At 61.1% G+C, this 23,187-nt stretch carries 18 protein-coding genes; 4 read left to right on the forward strand and 14 right to left on the reverse strand.

Annotation, left to right across the window (positions count from 1 at the left end):
- Positions 1 to 42 precede the first annotated feature (42 nt).
- From EGO55_RS03055 to EGO55_RS03070, 4 genes are all read right to left on the reverse strand, one after another.
- Positions 43 to 1,236, reverse strand: a complete 1,194-nt coding sequence (locus EGO55_RS03055) for an amidohydrolase family protein (protein WP_021691060.1) — start codon at positions 1,234 to 1,236, stop codon at positions 43 to 45.
- Between the two features lie 136 nt (positions 1,237 to 1,372).
- On the reverse strand, positions 1,373 to 2,641 hold the full coding sequence (locus EGO55_RS03060; RefSeq protein WP_021691061.1) for an MFS transporter: 1,269 nt from the start codon (positions 2,639 to 2,641) through the stop codon (positions 1,373 to 1,375).
- A gap of 30 nt (positions 2,642 to 2,671) precedes the next feature.
- Positions 2,672 to 5,008, reverse strand: coding sequence for a TonB-dependent receptor (locus EGO55_RS03065; protein ID WP_021691062.1), 2,337 nt, complete (start codon positions 5,006 to 5,008; stop codon positions 2,672 to 2,674).
- Between the two features lie 310 nt (positions 5,009 to 5,318).
- Positions 5,319 to 6,236, reverse strand: a complete 918-nt coding sequence (locus EGO55_RS03070; RefSeq protein WP_021691063.1) for a PaaI family thioesterase — start codon at positions 6,234 to 6,236, stop codon at positions 5,319 to 5,321.
- A gap of 397 nt (positions 6,237 to 6,633) precedes the next feature.
- On the opposite strand from EGO55_RS03070, the gene EGO55_RS03075 reads away from it, so the two are divergent.
- Both EGO55_RS03075 and EGO55_RS03080 read left to right on the forward strand, forming a co-directional pair.
- Positions 6,634 to 8,247 carry a thiamine pyrophosphate-binding protein gene (locus EGO55_RS03075; RefSeq protein WP_021691064.1) on the forward strand — a complete coding sequence of 538 codons (1,614 nt, stop codon included), beginning with the start codon at positions 6,634 to 6,636 and terminating at the stop codon, positions 8,245 to 8,247.
- Positions 8,244 to 9,494 (forward strand): MFS transporter, encoded by a 1,251-nt coding sequence (locus tag EGO55_RS03080; RefSeq protein ID WP_021691065.1) that lies wholly within the window; start codon positions 8,244 to 8,246, stop codon positions 9,492 to 9,494. The genes EGO55_RS03075 and EGO55_RS03080 overlap by 4 nt, the downstream gene beginning before the upstream one ends.
- A 15-nt stretch (positions 9,495 to 9,509) precedes the next feature.
- Here the strand turns inward: EGO55_RS03080 and EGO55_RS03085 are convergent, their stop codons facing one another.
- Positions 9,510 to 10,601 carry a helix-turn-helix transcriptional regulator gene (locus EGO55_RS03085; protein ID WP_021691066.1) on the reverse strand — a complete coding sequence of 364 codons (1,092 nt, stop codon included), beginning with the start codon at positions 10,599 to 10,601 and terminating at the stop codon, positions 9,510 to 9,512.
- A gap of 121 nt (positions 10,602 to 10,722) precedes the next feature.
- A complete protein-coding gene (locus EGO55_RS03090) occupies positions 10,723 to 11,400 on the reverse strand; it encodes a TetR/AcrR family transcriptional regulator (protein WP_021691067.1) in 678 nt (225 codons plus the stop codon).
- Between the two features lie 295 nt (positions 11,401 to 11,695).
- On the opposite strand from EGO55_RS03090, the gene EGO55_RS03095 reads away from it, so the two are divergent.
- A complete protein-coding gene (locus EGO55_RS03095; protein ID WP_021691068.1) occupies positions 11,696 to 13,435 on the forward strand; it encodes an N-acyl-D-amino-acid deacylase family protein in 1,740 nt (579 codons plus the stop codon).
- A 71-nt stretch (positions 13,436 to 13,506) separates the two neighbouring features.
- On the opposite strand, the gene EGO55_RS03100 is transcribed toward EGO55_RS03095, so the two are convergent.
- The 8 genes from EGO55_RS03100 to EGO55_RS03135 all read right to left on the reverse strand — a co-directional run bounded on the left by EGO55_RS03100 (position 13,507) and on the right by EGO55_RS03135 (position 22,047).
- The gene (locus EGO55_RS03100; protein WP_021691069.1) at positions 13,507 to 14,388 is read right to left on the reverse strand and encodes a helix-turn-helix transcriptional regulator; all 882 of its coding nucleotides are present in this window, start codon (positions 14,386 to 14,388) and stop codon (positions 13,507 to 13,509) included.
- A gap of 65 nt (positions 14,389 to 14,453) precedes the next feature.
- Positions 14,454 to 15,623, reverse strand: coding sequence for a lipid-transfer protein (locus EGO55_RS03105; RefSeq protein ID WP_021691070.1), 1,170 nt, complete (start codon positions 15,621 to 15,623; stop codon positions 14,454 to 14,456).
- Positions 15,620 to 16,036, reverse strand: coding sequence for a MaoC/PaaZ C-terminal domain-containing protein (locus EGO55_RS03110; RefSeq protein WP_021691071.1), 417 nt, complete (start codon positions 16,034 to 16,036; stop codon positions 15,620 to 15,622). Before EGO55_RS03110 ends, EGO55_RS03105 begins: the two co-directional genes overlap by 4 nt.
- Positions 16,026 to 17,180, reverse strand: a complete 1,155-nt coding sequence (locus EGO55_RS03115; protein ID WP_021691072.1) for an acyl-CoA dehydrogenase family protein — start codon at positions 17,178 to 17,180, stop codon at positions 16,026 to 16,028. The genes EGO55_RS03110 and EGO55_RS03115 overlap by 11 nt, the downstream gene beginning before the upstream one ends.
- A 3-nt stretch (positions 17,181 to 17,183) precedes the next feature.
- Positions 17,184 to 18,146 carry a bifunctional MaoC family dehydratase N-terminal/OB-fold nucleic acid binding domain-containing protein gene (locus EGO55_RS03120; RefSeq protein ID WP_021691073.1) on the reverse strand — a complete coding sequence of 321 codons (963 nt, stop codon included), beginning with the start codon at positions 18,144 to 18,146 and terminating at the stop codon, positions 17,184 to 17,186.
- A 14-nt stretch (positions 18,147 to 18,160) separates the two neighbouring features.
- Positions 18,161 to 19,339, reverse strand: coding sequence for an acyl-CoA dehydrogenase family protein (locus EGO55_RS03125; protein WP_021691074.1), 1,179 nt, complete (start codon positions 19,337 to 19,339; stop codon positions 18,161 to 18,163).
- A 3-nt stretch (positions 19,340 to 19,342) separates the two neighbouring features.
- Positions 19,343 to 21,160, reverse strand: coding sequence for a long-chain-acyl-CoA synthetase (locus tag EGO55_RS03130; protein WP_021691075.1), 1,818 nt, complete (start codon positions 21,158 to 21,160; stop codon positions 19,343 to 19,345).
- Complete coding sequence (locus EGO55_RS03135; RefSeq protein ID WP_021691076.1) at positions 21,160 to 22,047, reverse strand: alpha/beta fold hydrolase; 888 nt, start codon at positions 22,045 to 22,047, stop codon at positions 21,160 to 21,162. The genes EGO55_RS03130 and EGO55_RS03135 overlap by 1 nt, the downstream gene beginning before the upstream one ends.
- 383 nt (positions 22,048 to 22,430) lie before the next feature.
- On the opposite strand from EGO55_RS03135, the gene EGO55_RS03140 reads away from it, so the two are divergent.
- Positions 22,431 to 23,186: a glucose 1-dehydrogenase gene (locus EGO55_RS03140; protein ID WP_021691077.1), complete on the forward strand. Its 756-nt coding sequence runs from the start codon at positions 22,431 to 22,433 to the stop codon at positions 23,184 to 23,186.
- Position 23,187 lies beyond the last annotated feature (1 nt).

Here is a 23,187-nt window from a genome sequence, read left to right on the forward strand (position 1 = left end):
ATTGTTCACGATCCGGATCAAATCCTGCCGTTAAACCCGGCCTCAGGCCGCGCGCTTGGCGAATTGCGTCTTGCGCGGGCCAATCCGGGCCGCCAGCGCCCACAGGGCATCTTCATCGAGATCGTCGAAAACCTGCAGCGCATTGCCGGCAAACATCTTCTGGATGTCTTCTTCCGGCAAGCCGCCAAGGCTCGCCTGCATCTTGTCCAGCGTGGCGGGCCAGGTGCCTTCGGGATGCGGATAATCCGTGCCCCACATGATCCGGTCGATCCCGATCTTGTAATAGGCATCGGTGGTTTCTTCATCGGGCAGCGCGGAACAGCCGATCCAGATATTGCGGGCGAAATATTCGCTCGGCTTCATCGTCAGGTTCGAATTGTAATCGCCCAGCTTGCCCGACGTGTGCTTGACCGAGGCCCGGATATCCATGAGTTCCAGCACCCATGGGAACCAGAATTCGCCGCCAGCCTCAGTGAAGCAGACCTTGAGCCGCGGATAAAGTTCGAACACGCCACCGAAAATCATCGACCACATCGGGCGCGTCAGCCAGAAGGCATATTCGGACAGATAGGTGCCGATCCAGCCCGGCTGGGTGGTATCATAGGCCGGGGCCCCGCCGGAGTGGAAGTGCACCGACATGTTCAGATCCTGGAGCAGCTCCCACATCGGATAATATTTCGTGTGGTTGTACATGGCATACCCATCGGTGATGATCGGCATGAACACGCCCTTCAGCCCTTCGGCATGGGCACGGCGGATTTCCTTGAGGTTTTCCTCCACGTCGTACAGCGCCGGGATCACGGCCAGACCGATGCGGCGCACCGGATCATCCTTGCAGAATTCCGCCAGCCAGCGGTTGTGCGCACGCGCACCGGCCCACTGCAGTTCCGGTTCTATGCCGAAGGGCCGCAGCCCCACATCAGCACTGAACGGCGGCGCATTACGTTCGGTGATGCCATCGGGAAACAGCACTTCGGCAACAACGCCATCGCCATCCAGCACCTTGTTGCGCATTTCCGGATCCCACGCCCCGGTCAGCCCTTCGCCCACGCGGGCGCGCCATTTGGTGTTGAAATCGTCCAGCAGGAAACGCTTCTCGTGTTCTTCGCGCGCCACGATTTCACGCTGCACGCGATCATCGAACTCTGCATGGTATTTGCTGTCCAGATATTCGCGATACCGCTCCGGCGGCAAACCGGCATGACCGTCCGATGAGACAACGAGATAACGGTCCATGAGAACTCTCTCCTAAATGTCGGAGCGCAAACGCCCCGGGGCGGCAGCGAATGGAATCTCCGCCCGCCCATGTGTTTTCATGACGTGAGAATACCGCGCAGCTGGGCATCGCCACAAGGCAACCAGCGCGCACAAACTATCGCTCACAGGAAACGATCTCCATCGCCCCGCCCCGCTTTTCCGCCAGTGCAGGGTCGAGCAGGGCATAGATCAGCAATGCGCCCATCACGCCTGCAAAGACAATGAAGGGTGCCGCGGGCATCCATTCGTAGAGACCGACAGCAATAGCGGGAACGACAACGATCGAGGCCCCGGCGATCGTCGACACCGCCCCGGCCACGGCGCCCTGCCCCCCGTTGCCCACGGCCAACGAGGCCCCCGCCGTGTAGGCCGGACGGGCAAGACCAAATCCGAAGCTGGCCAGCGCGAAGGCCCCGACCAGCGGCAGGAAACCCGGCAGCGCGACAATCAGGGCGTTGCCGATACAGGCCAGCGCGCCGCCCCAGCGCAGCAACGAACGCGGCATCATGCCACACAGGCCGACAAGCCCCCATTGCGCCACAAGCCCCGCCACCGCGCCCGCAACCATCACGATCCCGATCGAACTTTGCGCCTCCACCGGAGACAATCCCACCCGGTCGATCACCAGAAAACCGAGCGTATAGGTGTTGCCCGCCTGTGCCGAACTCATTGCCAGACCATAGATCAGAAAGGGGCGCACGGCCGGATTGCGCCAGATGTTCCAGCTGCTGCTTGCAGAGGTTCTGGTCGCGGCCTGCTCCCGTCGAATCTGGTCGCCCGGCAAGACCAGCGCAACCAGCAGGAGGATCGCAATGCCCGCCACGGCGAACACGAACATCGGCCCGGCGAGCCCGACGTAGGGCAGAATCAGGAACGGCGCGATGGCTGGCCCGAGGATAGTGCCGATATTGAGGGCGCCGCCCAGACCGGCAATCGCCCGCACACGCTGCTGCCCTTCGGTCCGGTCCGCGACATAGGCTTGCGCCGCGGCCGCGGAGGCAGAACCGAATGTCCCGTACGTCGATCGGATCAGAAGAAACGCAACGAAGGTAACCAGCGGGATCAGCAGGCCTTTCAGCCCGGCAAGCACCACAACCCCGCAGCCCAGCATCGAAAAGATGAAACCGCCCAGCCCGATCAGGATGTGGGGTTTGCGCCCCTTGCGATCGGATCGCCCCGCCCAGAACGGGGAGGTGATCGCCCACATCAATGCCGAAAGGGAAAAGATGGAGGCAATCAGGAAATCGGAGATACCCAGTTCCCGCCCGGCGGCGGGCATAACGGAAATCAGCCCCATGTTCCCGATGGCCATGGCCAGGGTCGTCGCAAACAGGGCCGCGAACGCCAAAGGGGAAAGAACACGCGGCGGCGGGGCAACACTCATGATTTCCAGTCCACCGCGTGCAACAGTGTTTTAGAACTTGAGCTTTACGTCAGCCCCGAAGCTGCGTGGATCGCCCCATTGGCGCACCGTGAAGGCGGTCAGGTTGATCCCGCTGGTCCAGTACTTTTCATCCGTGATATTCTTGCCCCAGACGGAAAATTCCAGTTCCGCATTACCGCCAACGTCGATCCCGGCAAGCGTCAGGCGCGCATCGGCCACCCCATAGGCCTTGCGACGGCTGAGCACGTCAGGCGTGATCGTGCCCCACTGCGAACTGCGCCACGAATAGTTTACGCTGCTGATCAATTGCACCCCGCCCAGATCGAGCCGGTGTTCCGCGCCCAACAGGACATTGTTCTTCGGAGCGAGGGGAATCTGGTACGTATGCGTCACATCCTGCCCGGATGGCAGCACGAAATCCTTGTAACGCGCCTTGAGATACCCGTACCCGAAATTGATGCTGAGCGTGTCGGTCGGGCGCAGTTGCCCTTCCAGTTCAAAGCCGGTGAACTTGGCCTTGCCCGCATTGATGATATTGGTCGTCACGAATTCCGGGACGAACACGCCCGCCTGAAAATCCTTATAAATGCTGTGATACACCGCCATGTTGATGCTCAGGCGGCGATCGAAGAAGGTGCCTTTCGTACCCAGTTCAAATGACAGCAGCTTTTCCGGATCGTACGGCTTGTTAAAGGCCGCATTGTTGGCCGCCGTATCGTTGTAACCGCCGCTCTTGTAACCGGTGGCCACGCGCCCGTAGATGTTCCAGGTCGGGTTCACCTTGAAGGTGACATTAAGTTCGGGGTTGAACTGCGACCACGATTTCTTGTTGTTGAGCGGGATCAGATCCGTCGGCCCAATGCCGCCATTGCCGGGGATTACACCCGAAACCGGCCCGCCGCTGGCGGTAAGCGGCACATTGCCCGGCCCGCGCTGGAACACCCCGGCATTCGCGCTGAGTGGATTGGCCGCGAATGTGCTGTAGGCGAAGAACCGTTCCCACACGTCGCGGGTATCCTTGGTCCAGCGCAAACCCAGCGCGATATCCACCCGGTCTTCCGCCATCGGCGGGGTCCAGGTGACCTGGCCATAGCCGGCGATCGAATGGTTGTTCGCACCGCGCTGGCTGAGATCGTACTTGTTGCCGCCGAACTGGAAGTTCCAGCGCGGATTGTGCACGTTGTAGCGATCCCGCATGTAGAACGCGCCGAGTGTGTATTTCACGCGCCCGGCATCGCCAATGACCTGAAATTCCTGGCTGAACTGGTTGTAGTTGTTGTCCAGACGGAACCGCAGCAGATCCATCGGGGTACCGTCGAAATCGCTGTGGCTGCGCGTCTGCATCTTGCGCCATGCGGTGATCGATTTCAGCGTCACATCGCCCAGCGCCCCCGCACCCGCATTGTATTCCAGCGTGACCGCATGGCCCGATACGCGGAAATTGTTCTCATGAACATTGTCCGCACTGATCGATTTGGGCCGTGTCGTGTGCAGATTGCGAATGATCGCGTTATACGTGGAACTGCCCACCGGGAACAGGGTGCCCATGGCGCTGATCGCCAGCATCGAACCCGTGCCCTTGCTGTTGGTGATGTCATAGACGTAGCGCGCGCTGAACCGGTCGCTCAGTTCCCACAGCACGTCCGCGCGGGCAGAATGCAGCCGCTGGCGCCCGAAATCGCGCGAAGGCCCGGTGTTCTTGTAGAACCCGTCAAACTGCCGTCCGGCATAGGAGAACTTCGTCTTGATGCTGCCGATGCCGGAACCTTCCCCACCCATGGTCGGCAGGTCGACCGTGATACGTTCGTTGAACAGGCCATGTTCGCCGATGCCGAACACGATCGAACCGCCGAATTCGCCCGACGGCTTGCGCGTAACGAGGTTGACCGCGCCACCAATCGTGTTCTTGCCGTAAAGCGTACCCTGCGGGCCACGCAGCACTTCCACACGTTCCAGATCCGCGATTTCGAACGCAGCCCCGGTGGACTTGGCGATCGGCACACCATCGACATAGAGCCCGACAGGCTGATCCCGGCCAAGGCTGGTATCCGACGAAGGCGCCAGCCCGCGGATCGATATCAGCGGGCCGAAGGTGTTCCCAACCGTCTGGTTGATCTGGATATTGGGCATATAGGTGCCGATGTTCGAAACGTTGGTGGCACCGGCGCGCTCCAGCGCCTCGCTACCCATTGCTGACACCGAAATCGGCACGTCGATCAGGCGTTCTTCACGGCGTTGCGCCGTCACGACAATGTCTTCAGTGGAAACAGTTGATGTGCCACCCGATGCGCCCTGCGCATAGGCTTCGGTCGCGCCGAATGCCGAAAGTGCCATTGTGGTGAGCATGGTCAAACGCAAATGCTTCATTGTGATCCCTCCTCCTGCCCAGCCGACAGGGATTGGAAACACGCGGATTGCGCGCCAATATCTCCCCTTGTCAGCGCTGCGATTTACGCAGTCTTTTCTGGATACGCCTTCACTCAGGCAGCGTATGTGCCGCCCTTGCAATACTGTTGGACCAATCCTTGCCGATGGGCGTACGATCAACAAGCCCGCCGGAAAGATCAGACTGTTTCCGCTGGAAGTTTAAATCCACTCCCCCCACAGACGACCGCAATCGCCGCAACGCCGCATGCAATACGGTGTGTCGCCTGTCAGGAATCGCGAGGATTTGCGCCTAATCGTTTTCAGGCTGGGGCGATTGGCGTACCATGAAATGACCGTAGGCCGAGGCAATCGGACGTGCGGGATCATCCTGCCAGGCCTTTGCCTCGAACGCGACAATCCGCCGCCCATGCTTGACAATGGACACGCTGGCATAACTGTCCACCGCGCGGCCCGACCGCAGATAGTTGATCGTCAGACCGATCGGGCGCGGCAGATTGGCCACATCCATATCCTGCCGCATGCGATAGATCGCCGCCGTTTCCAGAAACGCCCCGATCAAACCGCCGTGGATCGCGGGCAGATAGATATTGCCGATAATCCGTTTGGAAAACGGCATCATCACCGTATTCGGCGCGACCGGCCTGATCCCGAGACAACGGGAAAATGGACTGTTCGCAAAAGTCCCCGTTTCATCCTCCGGCGCGTCAAGCAGAACGGTTTCCTTGTAGGCCGACACATCCGCTGTCGATTTGTCCGAACGATTGGCGTTGATCATGAAACAACCCGTCGCCGTCGCCACCGGGGCATCTTCCCCTTCATGATAGGCTGTCGCGCGGACAAAGGCGATCGAACGTGTGACGCTGTAGCAGTGCGCATGCGCGCAGAGTTCCTTCCCCGGCGTGGAAGGACGCTGATAGTCGATCCGCAAGTCCAGCGTGGCGATAGGGGTCAACCCTTCAAGCGCCAGTTGCACCGCAATCCCGCATGTCTCGTCCAGTAGCGTCGTCACGATGCCGCCATGCAGCACACCTGTATCCACATAGCCGACGAATACCGGCTGATAAGGCAGGCGCGTCCATGCTTCGCCGGGGGCCATGCGATCGATCTGAAAATTGGCATTGCGCCCGAAATAGGAAAAATGCCCCCGAATTCTGTTGGCGTTCTCCTCAAAAGCCTGCTGATCAGGGGTACGGGGCGCTTCAGACATGGTCTATCCTTAAAACTCAACACGGCGCACGCTTGTGCAGGACCGGAATGGGCCAGCAAAAACGCGCAGACACGCCATGCGTGCCTAGTCCGATTTTGATCGACGACGCAATGCCCGGTTTCAGGGTCGGACCGATCCGGCCAGGGCACCCCGCGTATCGACAGGCGCGGGTCATGCATTCGCATGATGCGGGGATGCGGCCCACCCCCCAAAAGCACGCACAGCAATGCTGGCCAAAGGCTGGTTCTGTATAAGAATTGTGGAAGGGGACCATGCGGCGCCTGTCGCCGATGGGGATAAGGGATGGCATCATTGCCGCACCCGGGATCATTCTCTTTCGTTCATGTCCGGAACCCACCGCCAGCACACACCATGAATGCGATAGGGAGGAACAGGTATGCCGGAAATGATGACGGGGGGACAGGCGATCACCGCCGCACTTGAGGCTCTGGGGGTAACCTGCGTCTTCGGTGTGCCGAGCCAGCAGAACCTCGCCCTGTACGAAGCCCTGTCGCATTCACAGACCATTCGGGTGGTCGGGGCCCGGAACGAGGCGGGCGCAGCGCATGCCGCCGACGGTTATGCCCGGGCAACGGGGAAGCTGGGTGTTGCCATCACCAGCACCGGCCCAGGCACGACGAATGCCGTAACCGGATTGTACGAGGCCGGGTTTGCATCCTCACCGGTCTTGCTGATCACCACGCAGATCGATCGTGTGCACCTTGGCCGCAACCGGGGTTTCATTCATGAAGCCGAAGGCCAGTTGCCGATGCTGCAAGCCGTGACACGGCGCGCAGAACGCCCGCTGCATGGCCACCAGCTCTACGACACGATCCTGCGTATGGGGCGCGATATCCAGAGCGGCCGCCCCCAACCGGGCGCGATCGAAGTCCCCACCGACATGCTGGGCGAAATGACAGCGGTAGAACGCACGCCGTTCACCAAGGCACCACCGCACGTGCCCGGTGCGGATGCGATTGCCCATGTCGCCGATCTGCTGAACGGCGCCTCCCGCCCGCTCCTGTGGCTTGGCGGCGGTTGCGTGCGCAGCGGCGATGCCGAAGCGATCCGCGCGTTCGTGGACCATTTTGGCGCGCCTGTGATCACTACGCCCAATGGCCGCAGCGCCCTATCCACCGATCATCCGCTCGCCCTGGGCAGCGCGCCCCACTATCCCGCGTTCCGGGCCTTGCTGGACCAGGCCGATGTCGTTCTGGCGGTGGGCACCCGTTTCCAGTTCGTCACCAGCGCATACTGGACCTTGCCGCTGGGCAAGAACCTGATCCAGATCGATGTCGATGGATCGATGATCGGCCGCAACTATCCCGCTGCCGCCAGCCTGATCGGCGATGCGGCGGCAACGCTGAACGCACTAAGGCAAACGCTGCCGCAGCAGCAGCCCGACCCGCAGTTCCTTGCTCTGGCACAGGAAACCCGCCGCGCGATCGATGCGGATTCGGCGCAGCGTGCGGGACCGGATCATGCGCAATTGTGCGCGATTATTGACGAAGTGCTGCCGCATGATCGCAATATCGTGTGCGATGCGACCATGGTGGGCAACACCTGGGCGACCTACCGGCTGCCGGTTCGCGATTTTCAGGGCTTTACCTACAGCACCAGCCTTGCGATCGGCCCGGCCCTGCCGCTGGCGATCGGGGCTGCAGTGGGCAGTAACCGGCGCACGATTGCCATTCATGGCGATGGCGGCGTGATGCTGAATATCGGGGAAATGGCAACTGCCGTGGAAACCCGCGCACCGCTCACCCTGCTCGTCTTCAACGACCACGGCTATGGCATTCTCAAAACCTTGCAGAAGCAGACCGGATTGACCCCGTTTGCCTGCGACCTGCACACACCCGACTTCGTGGGGATCGGGCGTGCGATGGGCATGGCGGCGGAACGCGTGACATCGCCTGACGAATTCCGAACCGCATTCGAACGCTCGGTTGCAACGGAAGGTCCATCCCTGATCGAAATCGACCTCACCCAGATTCAGGCGCTCTCGCTGTGACGGGTGTAACTCTCGGCACGATGCCCACCACGCGGAACGCCGATGGGCGTTATCGCTGGGTCATTCTGGCGGCCACGTTCGTCACCCAGATGCTCGTTGTCGGTAGCACGAGTTATGGCTTTGCCCTGTTCGTAAAGCCGGTGTCGGAGGCCTATGGCCTGTCACGGGCCGACATCAATCTCGGGCTGATCCTGCTTATTGCGGGATCGGCGATCTTCTCGCCGATTGTGGGGCGGGCACTCGACCGCTTCCCGGCGCGCCTTATCCTGATCGGTGGGGCCATTTTGTTCGGGCTCGCCACAGCGGCCATATCGCTGACTCACGATTTCCATATCATCGCCTTCATCATTTTCCTGCCGCTTGCCTGCGCATCGGTCATTCTCGGTCCGATCACCGCGTCCACATTGATCGCCCGATGGTTCGATGAAAAGCGGGGGCAGGCCCTGGGCATCTCCGCCGTGGCGTCGTCCACAGGCGGGATGATCATGATCCCGATCATGTCATGGCTGATCGAACATCACGGCTGGCGGCAAACCATCCTTATCACCGGTACGGCGGTCATGGCCTTGGCGCTGATGGCTGCCGCCGCAGTGCGCGAACGCCGTTCCGCACCGGCAACAACCATGCCCCAGACCAAGACGGCCGCAGCATCGACTACCGATCGCTGGAGCATCGGCCGACTTGTCCGCACGCGGGATTTCTGGCTGCTCACCGTAACGGTCGGCATCCTGTTTTCCACCAGTCAGGCCCTGCTCAGTTCGTTGATCGCTTATGGATCGGACCGGGGCTTCTCCCCGTCGCAGGCGGCCATGCTGCTGTCTGCCGTCTCCTTGTCATCCATCATCGGCAAGCTGCTGATCGGCGCCATGGCAGACCGGGTGGACAAACGCCTGCTGCTGAGCGGCGTCGCCCTGCTGCTGGGCATCTTCGTCACGATCCTGCTGATGCATCCCGCGTTCCCGGTGCTGATCACCGCCTGTCTGGCGGCTGGTGCAGCCATCGGCGGCACTCTGCCGTTATGGGGCGCGATCATCTCCGCGCGTTTTGGGCTGGCATCGTTCGGCGCGGTTATGGGGTGGACAGCGCAGATGCAGCTTCCGCTGCAACTCGCCTCACTGCGCTTCATAGGCGAAAGCTACGACCGCACGGGCAGCTATGATCTGGCATTCGCCGTGTTCGCCGGGCTGGCCCCGGTGGCCATGCTGACCGGGTGGCTGATTGGCCGCCCCGGCTTCGCCAAACTCTAGGCCAAACTTTGGGTGTCAGCTCGCTATCGCGGCAGAACTGAGCAAGACCCGCACCAGTTCGACCTGACGGTTGGTGCCGGTCTTCTGAAAGATGCTCTGCAATTGCGAGCGCACCGTGTTGCGACTGATGCCAAGGCTCGCGGAGGCTTCGTCCAGACTTGCCCCTGCGGCCAGTTCGCTGGCCAGCGCCGCTTCTGCCGGGCTCAGGCCGAACAGTTGTCCCAGTGTGGGGGCCGATATGAGGGCCTGCCGGCCCGGATCGCGAATGATCAGCATCGCCGTGCGCCGCAAAGGTTCTTTCAAAGGATAGAACGCCGGCCCCGGCCGCACGATAACCGTCAGCGGCAGGAACTGCTCGTCGCGATAGACCGCCAGGGGGGAAAACTTGCTCCAGTCGGAACGGGCGCTCTGTTCTGCGGCATTGGCGCGCACCTGATCCATGAGGCGCGTGGTTTCACCGGGCGAATGCGCCCGCAACTTGCCGTGATGCAGGCGCAACCCATCGCCGCGCGCCAACAGGTCGTCAGCCACCGCATTGGACAACAGCACAGTGCCTTCATAATCCACCAGAAGCACCGCGATATTGCTGGTTTCCAGCGCCGCACCGAAGACCTGACTACGCCGTTCCAGACCGACAAAGTGATGATAGATACCCAGGCACCGCTTCATCGGTTCGATCAGGCTTTTGAGCAGGTTGACGGCGTCGGCATCGAAAGCCGGGTCATCGGCTCCGCGCAACAGCACAATCGTCGCGGTGCGCCCCGCTTCGTCCGCCACGGGCAGGATCAGCGTCTGGCTTCCAGATAACGGCCCTGCGGACGGCATGGTGTGGCGAGAGACATCATCCCGAGGCAATGTCGCGAAAAATTCCGGCTGAGCGAAAGCTTCAACCAGATCGGTATAGGGTTCGGAATCGTGAAAGCCCTGCGGCCGGTTATGGCCATCAAACGGCATGCCGATCAGGAACGATGCCCTGCTGCTGTCAAACACCGCACAGGCCACTTTCAGGAAGCTGACCAGGGCCGGGACCTCAGGTATGCTGCGATACAAAGCGTTCAGCAGGCGTTCGCGCTGATCCATCCACACAGGAGCATTCTTGTCGTGCAAACCTGACGTCTTTCTAAAGAGGATTCAATGGCTGGCAAAGCGCGACCATGCCAGGCGAACGTTACATCTGCGGGGAACCGGCGCAAGCACCGATGCAATTATTAGTGCGTTGCGTAGCCGCCTACTTTCCCGGCAGAGGATGGGCGGCAATGATCATTTCGAGGAGGATGCGCCAGTCGTAGCTTTCCACCAGATCTGGGAACCGCGCGACAGCCTGCCGCAACTGGGGAAAAGCCCCATCGTTTTCCTCTTCCAGAAACAGGGCCTCAAGTTCGCCAACACGGGTTTCATTGCGTTCGGCCAATGCATTCGAATGGACCGCGATCCACGCCCCGGATGACGCGACGAGCCCCATCGCATTGTACAATTTCAGCGCGCTTTCCATGTCGATCCCACGCGATTGCATCGCGACGAGGAACGCTTCGAGCGAATCCGCTTCATCCGCCGATCCCCACCGGGCTTCCGCATAGGTGGGGATGAGATGCGGATTGATTGCCAGTGTCTTGAATGTCAGTTCGGCATAAGCCCGCACGACTTCCTGCCAGGTCATGTGCGCATCATCGGGGGGCAGCCGCTCTGCGAGATTGCTCAACGCCAGACTGATCAACGCATCACGATTTTTCACATAGCGATACAGCGTCGCCATACCCACGCCCAACCGGGCGGCCAGTTCCTTCATACTGAGATCGGCCAGCCCCATGGCAATCGCCGTTTCGACGATGAGCTTGAGGCTCAGGCTTTTCGGCCTCCCCCCGCGTCGGGTTGGCGATGACGCCTTGGCTGCTGTTTGCGCATTCATCCGGGTTGCCTCCCCCTGTCTCGTCCGTTCTCTATCCGCCTCATCGCCGCCTGCCCACCCGCAATCGCCATTGCGGATCAATGCCCACGATGCCCCCTTCCCGCGTACTCCTCCCAACTGCACAAAGCCGTGAAGCGATAGTTTTGATAAACGGTATCCGAAACCGGTTGTCATGGCCACAACGCATGACTACGATGCACAGGTTCGCGCGAGAGTCGGTTCTGCCACAGGCTGGAAGACCCGTAGTCAGGCGTCGATAACCATTAAGAATTGCATGATTTTTGGGAGAATTGTCATGGCAGGATATTTGATCAAGGGCGGAACAGTCGTCGATGGCGCACTGAACCCCGCATACAAGGCGGACGTGCGCGTGACCGGCAATATCGTCAGCGAAATCGGCACGGATCTGGCCGCAGAGGCAGGCGAACAGATTGTCGACGCCACGGATTGCTACGTCACACCGGGCTTCATCGAAACGCACACCCACTTCGACGCCACGATGTGGTGGCAGGATGATCTCAATCCCCTGCCCGGCTATGGCGCGACGACGATTGTCATGGGCAATTGCGGATTTTCCGCGGCGCCGATTTCGGATGACCTGCGCGTACGCGATGAAATCGTCGGCATTTTCGCCTTCTTCGAAGACATCGACAAGGAAGCCTTCGTCAACGAACTGCCCTGGGACTGGCGCAAGTGGTCGGAATACAAGGCTTCGATGACATCGAAGGTCAAGCTGCCGCTGAACTATGCCGCCTTTGTCGGCCATATCGCGATCCGCCTGGCCGTCATGGGCATGGAGGGCTGGACCCGCGCGGCAACCGATGAAGAAATCGCACGCATGTGCGAGCTGCTCGAAGATGCCTGCAAGGCGGGCGCGATGGGGCTTTCGACCAACCAGCTCGACTATGATGGCGATGAACGCCCGGTCCCGACTTTCGCCGCCGAAGACAAGGAATTCCGTGCACTGCTGGAAGTGCTCGATCGCCATCCCGGCACGATGTGTCAGGTGGTGATGGATACGTTCATCCGGCTGACCTGCCCCGCAACGCTGGAACGTTTCGATCGCCTGACCGAAGGGCTGAACGTGCGGGTCCAGTGGGGCGGCATGCCCACACTGGAATTCCAGAAGCCCATTCTCGACGAGCTCAAGGCCCGCCACGAAAAGCTGAAGGCGGAAGGTCGCGATTTCTGGACCGCCTATACCCACGTATCGCCGACCAACACACTGTCGCTAACCAAGTCGCTGATTTTCGCACAGTCAGGCGATTTCGTGTGGCACGAAGTGGTGACAGCGGACAGCTGGGAAGAAAAGGAACGTCTGCTGGCCGACCCCGACTGGCGCGCCCGTGCACGCGTCAGCTGGGATACCAAGGCCTGGGCGCACGCGCCGATGAACAATCCCGATCGCCTGCTGCTCCGCAATTCGGACAATGGCGTGGGCCCGATGAACCTTACGCTCGTCGACTATATGAAAATGACGGGGATCGAACATCGCAGTGACGCGATGGCCGACTGGATCTTGCGCAACGGCGTGAAATCGACCGTGCACATGGCCCCCTTCCCGATGAACGAGGACGTGATCATCGAACTGATCCGCGATCCGAAATCGGCCGGAAACGTATCGGATGCCGGCGCCCACGCGCAGATGTTCTGCGGCCCGGGCGAAAACATGCTGCTGTTCACCTACTACTTCAAGCAGGGCAAGATCACGATCGAGGAAGCGGTCCACGTGCAGTCGGGCAAGCTGGCGGAACACTTCAACCTTCAGGGTCGCGGCGTTCTGGCCGTGGGCAACCCGGCGGATATCACGGTGTTCCACATCGACGAGATTCAGCGCCGTGAAGAACGCAAGATTTTCGACACGCCGGATGGCATGGGCGGCGTGACCTGGCGTTATACCCGTGATCCGGCACCGATGCGCCTGACGCTGGTGAACGGCACTTCGACGTTCGATACCACCGGCGCCACCGGAACCCGCCCGGGCCAGTTCCTCGCGCCCGCGCCCGCGTTCCAGTACGCGCAAGCCGCCGAATAACCATTGGCAACCCGATAGCGCAGCGGGGCGGAAGTCAGTGACTTTCGCCCCGTTTCCTTTTGGTTCGGAACTTATCGCGAATCAGGCAGATCGCGCATCCGGAGCAGATCGTTCCGGTACCGGCTCGGGCTCTTTCCGGCCCACCGGCCGAAAGCCGTTGAAAATGCGGAGGGCGAATGAAAACCCAACCGCTCCGCAATTTCCGCAATGGACAGGTTGCCTTCATCCAGCAGCATCGTCGCCCGTTTCAGGCGCAATTCGTCCAACTGCTGATGTATGGTCATCCCCGTGGTTTCATGAAACGCCCGCGTGAGGTGCCGTTTGCTTAGCTCGGCCAGCGCAGCCAGTTCATCCAGTGTCGGGGGTGGGCCTTCTTCCTCCAGCCGCCGGATTACCTTGCGATAGGCCGCACGCGACAAGCCGCCACGCAACAGATTGCCATCTGCCGGTGTTTCCCGCAGGTACCGCACCAGTTCCACCAGAAGCGTATTGCCCAGCGCCTCCATCAGGCGGGTCGATGCATAGCCGGGGGCTTCGATTTCCCGGGCGATCCGCAGCATCACATCGCGAATAACGGGCCGCTTTACATTCAGGCAACTGTTGAGGCGGTTGCGCGACTGATCAACTTCCTCGCCCAGCAATTCCTCCAGCAAGGGCGGGCGAAACACACAACGGATGGAATTCGTCATCACACCGTCCGACCGGATACGCAAAGGCACCCCCGCCGGAACGAAAATCACGCGCCCGATATCGATAAATTCGCCAGTCGCGGAACCCGGCTCGAAACGCCCTACAGACAGGCTCTGATGCACCTGCCGCTGAAGCGATAACGTGTGGACCCGTTCGTGGAGAATAAACTCCGTCGGGTTGGGTGTCAGGTGGGTGGCGATCTGCGCCACAAGGACCGATGTCGAGACGCTGACATCGATCCTTGTTTCATAACCGGGCGGCATCTGGCTAGGCAGGCTTACGTCCCTCCTTCGCTATGGCCAAAGACACCCGCAGCCAAAGCGCAAAATCAGCCCTGCGACAGGATCAGGCCCGATGTGGGCACGCCGGTCCCTGCCGTAACGATCACATTCCGGCAATCGCCGGGCTGGTTGACACTCTGTCCACGGACAAGCCGCACACCCTCGGCCACACCATTCAGACCATGGATATAGGCTTCACCGAGCTGACCGCCGTTGGTGTTCACCGGCAGACGCCCGCCGCGCGCGATATTGCCTTCCAGAACGAAGTCCTTGGCCTGTCCTTTCGGGGCGAACCCGAAGGCTTCGATCTGCGGCAGAACGAAGGGCGAGAAGTGATCGTAAAGGATCGCCGCCTGCACGTCATTGGGACCGATTCCAGCCATGCCGTAAAGCTGGTTGGCTACGAGGTCCATTTCCGACAGCCGCGTGATATCGGGGCGATAGTAGCTCGTCATCATTTGCTGATCATCGCAGGCGCCCTGTGCGGCGGCGTTGATAATCACGGGCGGCTGGCGCAGCTTGCGCGCACGTTCCGCCGTGGTGACGACAACCGCCACGGCCCCGTCCGATTCCTGACAACAATCGAGCAGGTGCAGGGGTTCGACAATCCAGCGCGATGCCTGGTGGTCGTCCAGCGTGATAGGCTGTTCGTAGAACCATGCTGCCGGATTGGTTGCCGCAAAGTCCCGAAAGCCGACCGCAATGCGCCCGAAATCTTCCGACGTCGCGCCATATTCATGCATGTAGCGACGGGCGGACATGGCCACCCAGCTGGCCGGGGAAATCAGACCGTACGGGGTATAATAGCCGAAATGCGCAATTTCCGCCGTTGGTAAGGCATCCGGGGTGTGCCCCGAACCGAACCGGTATTGCGACCGTTCGTTCATCGCGCGGTAGCAAACCACCACTTCCGCAACGCCCGTGGCCACAGCCATCGCGGCATGCATAATCGGTGCGCAAGCCGCACCACCGCCATAGTGGATACGGCTGAAGAACTTCAGATCGCGTCCGCCGATATTGCGGAACAACTCGATCTCGGGGTTATTGTCCATGGTGTAGGTGGACATCCCGTCGACTTCCGCCGGATCGATCCCTGCATCCGCCAATGCCGCCAATGTCGCTTCAACCGCCAGCCGCAATTCGGAACGGCCGCTGTTCTTGGAGAATTCGGTTGCGCCGATACCGGCGATGGCTGCCTTGCCCGAAAGAGCATTCATGCCGCGTTCCTTTCCGGAAAATGGAGAGTGACAGTGGCACTGACGTGCTCACCGATACGGTTGCGCCCTGAAACGGCGACAGCCACTTCGCGCGCATCGGCATCCACGCGGGCCACTTCGCCGTTGATCCGCATCGTATCGCCCACGAAATTGGGTGCGCCCAGCTTGATGGCAATTTTGCGCACACGTGCACCGTGCCCGGCCCATTCGCCCACATACCGCTGCACCACGCCATTGGTGGTCAGGATGTTCATGAAGATGTCCGGCACGCCCGTCGATTCCGCTGCGGCCTTGTCATGGTGGACATTCTGGTAGTCGTTGGTTGCCAGCGCCCCGGCGACAATCGCCGACGCGGTGATCGGAAACGCCAGTTCCGGCAGCGCGGCGCCTTGTTTAATATCTTCAAACTGCATCGAAACCTCCACCGATAGCCGAAAGCGGGCGAGCCTTGCCCGCCGCAATCGCAGCACCCAGTTCAGCGAGCATGGGCTGCGCGCCGCCGAGTGCGGATTCGACCGCTTTCGCGGCCAGAAAATAGCGATGGATAGGATAGGTGATGTCTGCCCCCATCCCTCCATGCTGGTGCTGCGCCGTCTGCGTGACCCGATGTCCACCGGTTGCGGCCCAATATTTGGCCGCGCCGATTTCGACATCGTCGCATTGCCCCTGATCCATCAACCAGGCGGCGCGCCACGTGGTCGAACGCATCGCCTCGACATCGATGTAGCCATCCGCAGCACGCTGCTGCACCGCCTGCATCGAACCGATCGGGCGCCCGAACTGGATCCGTTCGGAGGTATAGGCCGCTGTCCGGTGCAAGGCCGCGCCAGCGATCCCCAACTGGCTGGCGCACAACGCCACGCGCATCCGCCCCACATGCCAACGCAAGGTGTCGTTCGCACCGCCGCCGTTATCGAGCAGCGCATCGCCGGGGAGGTGCACGCCATCCAGTTCCAGCAAGGCCAGTGGCGTTGCATCCGTGCCTGTCTGCTTCTCACGGCGCAGACCCGCGCTATCGACCGGCAGGAGGAACAGACCCGCGCCGCCGTCTTCGCCCAGTCGGGCCGAGATCAGAATGGCAGACGCTTCCATCCCCCAGGCAACCGCCGATTTCACACCGGGCAACCGCCAACCATTGCCGTCGCGTTCGGCAAGCAGCGCGGGCACTTGCCACGCACCGCCCACTTCATCGCATGCGCTGGTCAGAATGGCTTTCCCGGCCGCTGCCTCGCGTACGATGTCGGTATTGGCCGCGCCTGTCGTTGCCAGCGTTTGCGCCGCAACCAATGTGTCGCGCAGCGGAACCGGTGCCAACACAATCCCGGCCTGTTCCAGCAGAAACGCGGTTTCCGCAGTGCCGAAACCGGTTCCCCCGACGCTTTCATCGAGGCCTATCCCGGTCAACCCGGCTTCGGCCAGCAGCCGCCACAGATTGGCATCATAGGCAGCACCGGACGCGGCAAAGGCACGCATGTCATCGTCGCCGCAATGATCGGCAAAAATCGACCGCGCCAGTTCGACGATGGCCTGCTGATCTTCATCAAGAGAGAATTCCATCGGTCAGCCCCCGGCACGCGCGGGACGGAAACCGGGAAGGACATAACCCGGTTCGATCTCCACGAAATCGAGTTCCAGCGGCATGCCGATTTCCAGTTTGTCCGCCGGCAGGTCGATGCCGTTGACAACAACGCGCACGCCTTCTTCCAGTTCGACCAGCAGGACCGGCAGCGGGTATTCGAAACCCGGAAGGCGCGGCTGGTGCATTGTCACATGGCTGTAGAGCGTACCCTTGCCCGAAGCCTTGACCGTTTCCCATTCGAGCGAATGGCAAACCGGGCAACCCGGCCCCGGCGGGTGGCGCAAATGGCCGCAACTGCTGCACTTCTGGATCAGAAATTCGCGACGGGCGATCCCTTCCCAATAGTGGGCGTTGTCGTGCGTCACCGCCGGGCGCGGGTGCGGGAATTCGGGCTTTGCCGTATCAGCCGCCGGAGCGGGCGCCTGCGCCAGATTGGGTTTGAACTTCAGAATCCGGAACAACATCCGGCCAACCGGTTCACCATTCTGGTCGGTAAATTCATAACGGATCGTCACGAAGTGGCCGATACCAAGCCCGGTACGCTTCTCCTCGGACACGTCATCAACCACGGCGACGTAGGAAACGCGGTCCCCTTCCACCAGATAACGGTCATATTCCTGTTCGATATTCGTCGCGACCACGCCGATATAACCGGCTTGGTCGAAGATATTGAGAACGGGGATCGATTCCTCTTCCAGACGCCCGCCCGAACGATAGGGCGACATCGTCCACACTTCGAGCATGGCGGGCGGGCTGACAGCACTGTCGAACCCCATAGCGCGCGCGGCCTCGTCATCGACGAATATGGGGTTTGTTTCCCCCATCGCCTCGCACCAGCGGCGGATCATCGGAATATTGACAGGATCGCGTGCGGTAACCGGGCTGGTTGCTTCGCGGCCAACCCATTCACGGGCACGGCTGTAAAGATCGCTTGTATCGTTCATCTTGATCACCCTTTTCAACGCGGCGCGCGCGGCATGCCGAGCCCGAATTGCGCCACCATATCCCGCAGCACCTCAACAGCGCCGCCACCGAACGTGTTAATCTGACATGCCCGGTATTCCCGTTCGATCCGGCCCTGCAGCAGCGCCCCGGGCGAACCGGCGCGCACCAGACCGGCGGCGCCCAGAATATCCAGAAGCAGCCGGACAACCCTGATCATGCCTTCGGTGCCGAAAACCTTGACGCCACCAGCCAGATCCGGCCGGGTGGAACCTTCGGCGACTTCCCAGCCCACCCGGTTACCCATGGTTTCGCTGGCCAGCAGCAGCGCATAGGCTTCCGCGAGCGAGGCCTGAACCCAAGGCAGGTCGATTACCTTGCCCCCTGTTCCACCAACCGATGTCTCGCGGGCCCACTGCACCACGTTGTCGAAATGGCCATGTGCCCCGTAAATGAGCGCGGCCAGGCCGATGCGTTCGTGATTGAGCTGTTCCGCGATCAATCGCCAGCCCGCGTTTTCCTGCCCGATCACCATATCGGCGGGAACCATCACATCCTGATAGTAGCTGACGTTGGTGCGAACATCGCCAACCGTGACAATCGGCGAGAACGAGAACCCGGGATCGCGCGCATCGACCATCAGGATCGTGATGCCCTTGTGCGGGGGCGCATCCGGATCGGTCCGCGTGGCGAGGAAGACATAGTCCGCCCCTTCTGCGCCGCTGGTGAAGATCTTCTGGCCGTTGACCCGATAGTGATCGCCTTCACGCACGGCCCGCGTCTTGAGCGCGGCAAGGTCCGTGCCCGCGCCCGGTTCCGAATAACCGATCGCAAAAATCAGGTCGCCAGCCGCAATTTTGGGCAGGATTTCCTGTTTCTGCTTTTCCGTGCCCATCCGCATCAAGGCCGGGCCCACGGTGTTGACTGTGACAAATGGATAGGGCGCGGCCGCCAGAACCAGTTCTTCCAGCAGAATCTTCTGGGTGCGCGGATCAAGCCCTCGCCCGCCATATTCCACCGGCCAGCCGGGCGTCAGCCAGCCATCGCGCCCCATCTGGCGAATGGTTTCACGATAGAGCGGGCCGCCTTCGGCCCCCAGTGTTTCCGCGCGGACTTCATCCGTTACCAACTGTTTCAGATAGGCGCGAAATTCCGCCCTGATGCGGCGCTGCTCGTCCGTGTAATCGACCCTCATCGGTCAGTTTCCCTCTTGCTGGAACGGGGCGATACCCAGGCGCTCAAGCGCATCGGGCGTCACCGGCACATAGGTTTGCGCGGCCGGATCAACGACAAACACGGGTTCTCCAGTCAGAGCCGGATCATACCCTTCGCGTTGCACCGCCCCTTTGCGCAGTTTGAACGTGGTGGTCATGTCTGCCGCCCCGGAAAGGCGGACAAACAGCGGCACCGCATAGGAAGCGAGGCGTTCCGAAGCGAAGGCATAGAACGCTTCCGGATCGAACGCGTGGCCGGACTGGAACGTCAGCGCCGCCATTCCGGCGCGGCCTTCGGTATGCGGAATCCGCACGCCGTAGACATTCACCATGTCTAGGCCGGGCAAACCGGCCAGAACGGTTTCGACTTCCTGTGTCGACACATTCTCGCTCTTCCAGCGGAACGTGTCGCCCACCCGATCCACGAAATAGACATAGCCATCCGCATCCATGCGAATGAGATCGCCCGATTTCACCCAGGCATCATCCGGTCGGAACAGACCGCGAAGCAGCTTGGCTTCTGTCGCTTCCTCCGAGGTATAGCCTTCGAAGAACCCGCCAGGGTCGTTCCCATACAAAACTTCCGCCACCAGTTCGCCGACTTCGTCCGGCCCTGCCAGTATCGGCTTGCCGTTTTCATCGAGCATATAGCCGTCCGTTTCGACATCCCAGCGCAGCACCCGGATATTGGTATATTCGGGGTACGGAATACGCCCGACCGAACCGACGATATTGTCGACATTGGTGATGCCGTAATTGGCCTCGGTCGAACCGAGCCCTTCATAAATACCTTCGATCCCGAACCGATCGACAAATGCCCGCCAGACATCCGGCTTCAGACCGGCGCCAGCCAGTTTGCGCAGCGTATGATCCCTGTCATCGGGTTGCGGCGGGCTCGCCATCAGATACCGGACGATCTCGCCGATGTAGTAGGCTGCGGTCACCTTGTGGCGCCGCACATCGGGCCAGAACCCGGAACGGCTGAACTTGCGACGCAGCAGGAACGGCACCCCGAACGCCAGCGAAGCCGATGGCACCACCATCCCGCCCGCACCATGATAAAGCGGCAGCACGCAATAGAACACGCTGTCCTTGTTGAACTCCATCAGGCCGCCCATCATTTCCCCGCTGTTGAGGAAACGCAGGTGGCTCATCTTAGCGCCCTTGGGCATGCCGGTCGTGCCAGAGGTGAAGATCAGATAGAGCGGATCGGCCGCGACCAGCCCTTTGCGCAAGTCGGCGGACGGGGTTTCCTCCGAAGCCTGCGCGACCGCCTGGGCAAAATCGATCTGCCCGTCTTTCGGGGCAATTTCCCGTCCCGGTTCGGCATCGATCAGGACCGGCAGGCCAGCAGGCCCATCCAGCGTATCAAGCGCATCGATCAGTTCCCGATCGATAATCAACGCCCGCGAATTCACCTGAGTCAAGGCGTGGCGCAGCACAGCGCCGGTCGCACTGGTATTGATAAGCGCGGTGACGATCCCGGCCTTGGAAAGGCCGAGCCAGTAAAGCACGAATTCGGGGCGATTATACATCATCAGGGCGACCACATCGCCGCGCTTCAATCCCTGTGCCATCGCGGCATTGGCAATCTGGTTGGCCCGCCTGTTCGCGTCCGCAAAGGTGATCCGCTGTTCCTCAAACAGGATAAACGGGACATCGCCGCTGTCGGCCGCCCGTTCTTCCAGACGATCGGGCACCAGATAGGGCATGTCGCGGGTAAAACCCATGACCCGGCTGGCGCCCTTCATATACCGGGCCATCGATTCTTCGCGTGACGGGCGAATTTCAACCTGGCTCATCAAACGTTCTCCCGCCCGGCCGCATGCGCCTGCAAAAACGGCAGGATAGCAGCGTTGAACCGCGCGTTATCATCACCAGCGATCATGTGGCGTGCTCCCGGAATTTCGGCCTGCGCGATATGCGGCAGGGCCTGTTTCAAGTGATCCATTGTCTCACGGCTGAGGACATCGCTTTCGCTGCCCCGCACGACCAGCATGGGGGCATCAATCTGCGCCGCCGCAGCCATCAGGCGGGCTTCCACTTTCGCCCTGTCCCACGCCTGCTTCTTGCCCACGTCCATGAAGGCAGGGTCCCAATGCCAGTAATAGCGCCCGTCAGGCTGTTGCCGCAGGTTCTTGAGCAGCCCTTCCGGCCGGGACGCGCGCCCGGGATTGCGCGAATAGTTCGCCACCGCCTCAGCCGCTTGTTCCAGCGTATCGAAGCCCCCCATCGTATCCCGCATGAAGGTGCCAACCCGGTCGGTACCGCGCGCTTCCATGCGCGGCGCGATGTCGACCAGTACCATTGCCGCGCACGGCGCCCGGGGTTCTTCCCCACATGCGAGCAAGGCGGTGATTCCCCCGAGCGAAGCCCCTACAATCACCGGCGGCCGTGACATCATGCCCACCAGAACACGAATATCGGCTGCAAAATGATCGAGCGTGTAATCCCCTTGCGGGCACCAGCTGCTCTGCCCATGGCCGCGCATATCAACGGCATAGACGGTGAACGCCCCTTCCCCGGCACCTGCCTGCGCCGCGAGACTTTGCGCCGTTCCCCGCCACGACCAGCGGGTTTGCCCACCACCGTGCAGGAGAATAACGGGCGCACCATTTTCCGGGCCATAGCGATCGGCCTGAAGCGTCACATCCTGTGCGACGGGGAATGCAACTGTGACAGCCTCCATCTCTCTACCCAATTCATTCTGGCCAATTTCTTCGACCAACTTTTCCGACCAACTTTTCCGACCAACTTTTCCGACCAACTTTTCTGGCCAATTATATCTCTGGACGCCTTGCGTCGGTTACCAGGCAAACGGTAGAGTACCGCATCCGGAGCAACAAGCAGCGGCACCGCTAGCCCGCAGGGTTTTGGCTCTAACCGTAAATTTGGCCTTTATACTAAATTTCAATTCGGCAGTCAGTGAGCAACAAAACATCCGGTTCCCTTTCGCCGGTTTCCCCTTGACGGGAGAACGGGGATAGACCGCAATCGGGCAAGGCCGCAGCACGTGTAAACGCATGGCTGCGGATCGCTTCAGTCAAACCACTCGGAGAGGATTTTCGACAGATGAACGACATACAAGGCAAGGTCGCATTGGTAACCGGTGCTGGCGGCGGGATAGGCCGTGCCACGGCACAGCTCTTCGCCACACGTGGCGCAAAAGTCGTTGTCGCCGATTTTCAGGCCGATGCCGGCAACGAAACGGTCGCGCTGATCACGGCCGCCGGGGGTACCGCCAGCTTTGTGGCTTGCGATGTATCGGTGCCGGAACAGGTCGCGGCGCTCGTCCAGCAGGTAGTCGCGCTCTATGGCGGTCTGGACTATGCGGTGAACAATGCCGGTATCGACCCGGAATTCGCCCCGGTGGCAGACTGGTCACTCGAACATTTCGACCGCATCATGGGCATCAACTTGCGCGGGGTCTTCCTGTGCCTGAAGGAAGAAATTGCCCTGATGAAGGGCAAGGGCGGCGGTATCGTCAACGTCGGATCGTTCGCGTCCTTCGCCGGGGTTGCGAACAAGCCATCCTATTGCGCCAGCAAGCATGGCGTACTTGGCCTGACCCGCGCCGCAGCGCTGCAATATGCCCGTGATGGCATCCGCATCAACGCGGTTTGCCCCGGCGCTGTGCAGACGGCCATTCTGGCGGACAATGTCGGATCCTTGCCCGAAGGCGGGGAGGATATCGTCGCACAAAACCATCCCATCGGCCGGATCGCCACGCCTGAAGAAATCGCGGAATCGATCTACTGGGCGGCCGTGTCCGCCACCTACATGATCGGGCATGGTCTGATCGTCGACGGGGGCCTCGCCGCAGGGTAAG

This window comes from Caenibius tardaugens NBRC 16725 (assembly GCF_003860345.1).
Lineage (GTDB): Bacteria > Pseudomonadota > Alphaproteobacteria > Sphingomonadales > Sphingomonadaceae > Caenibius > Caenibius tardaugens.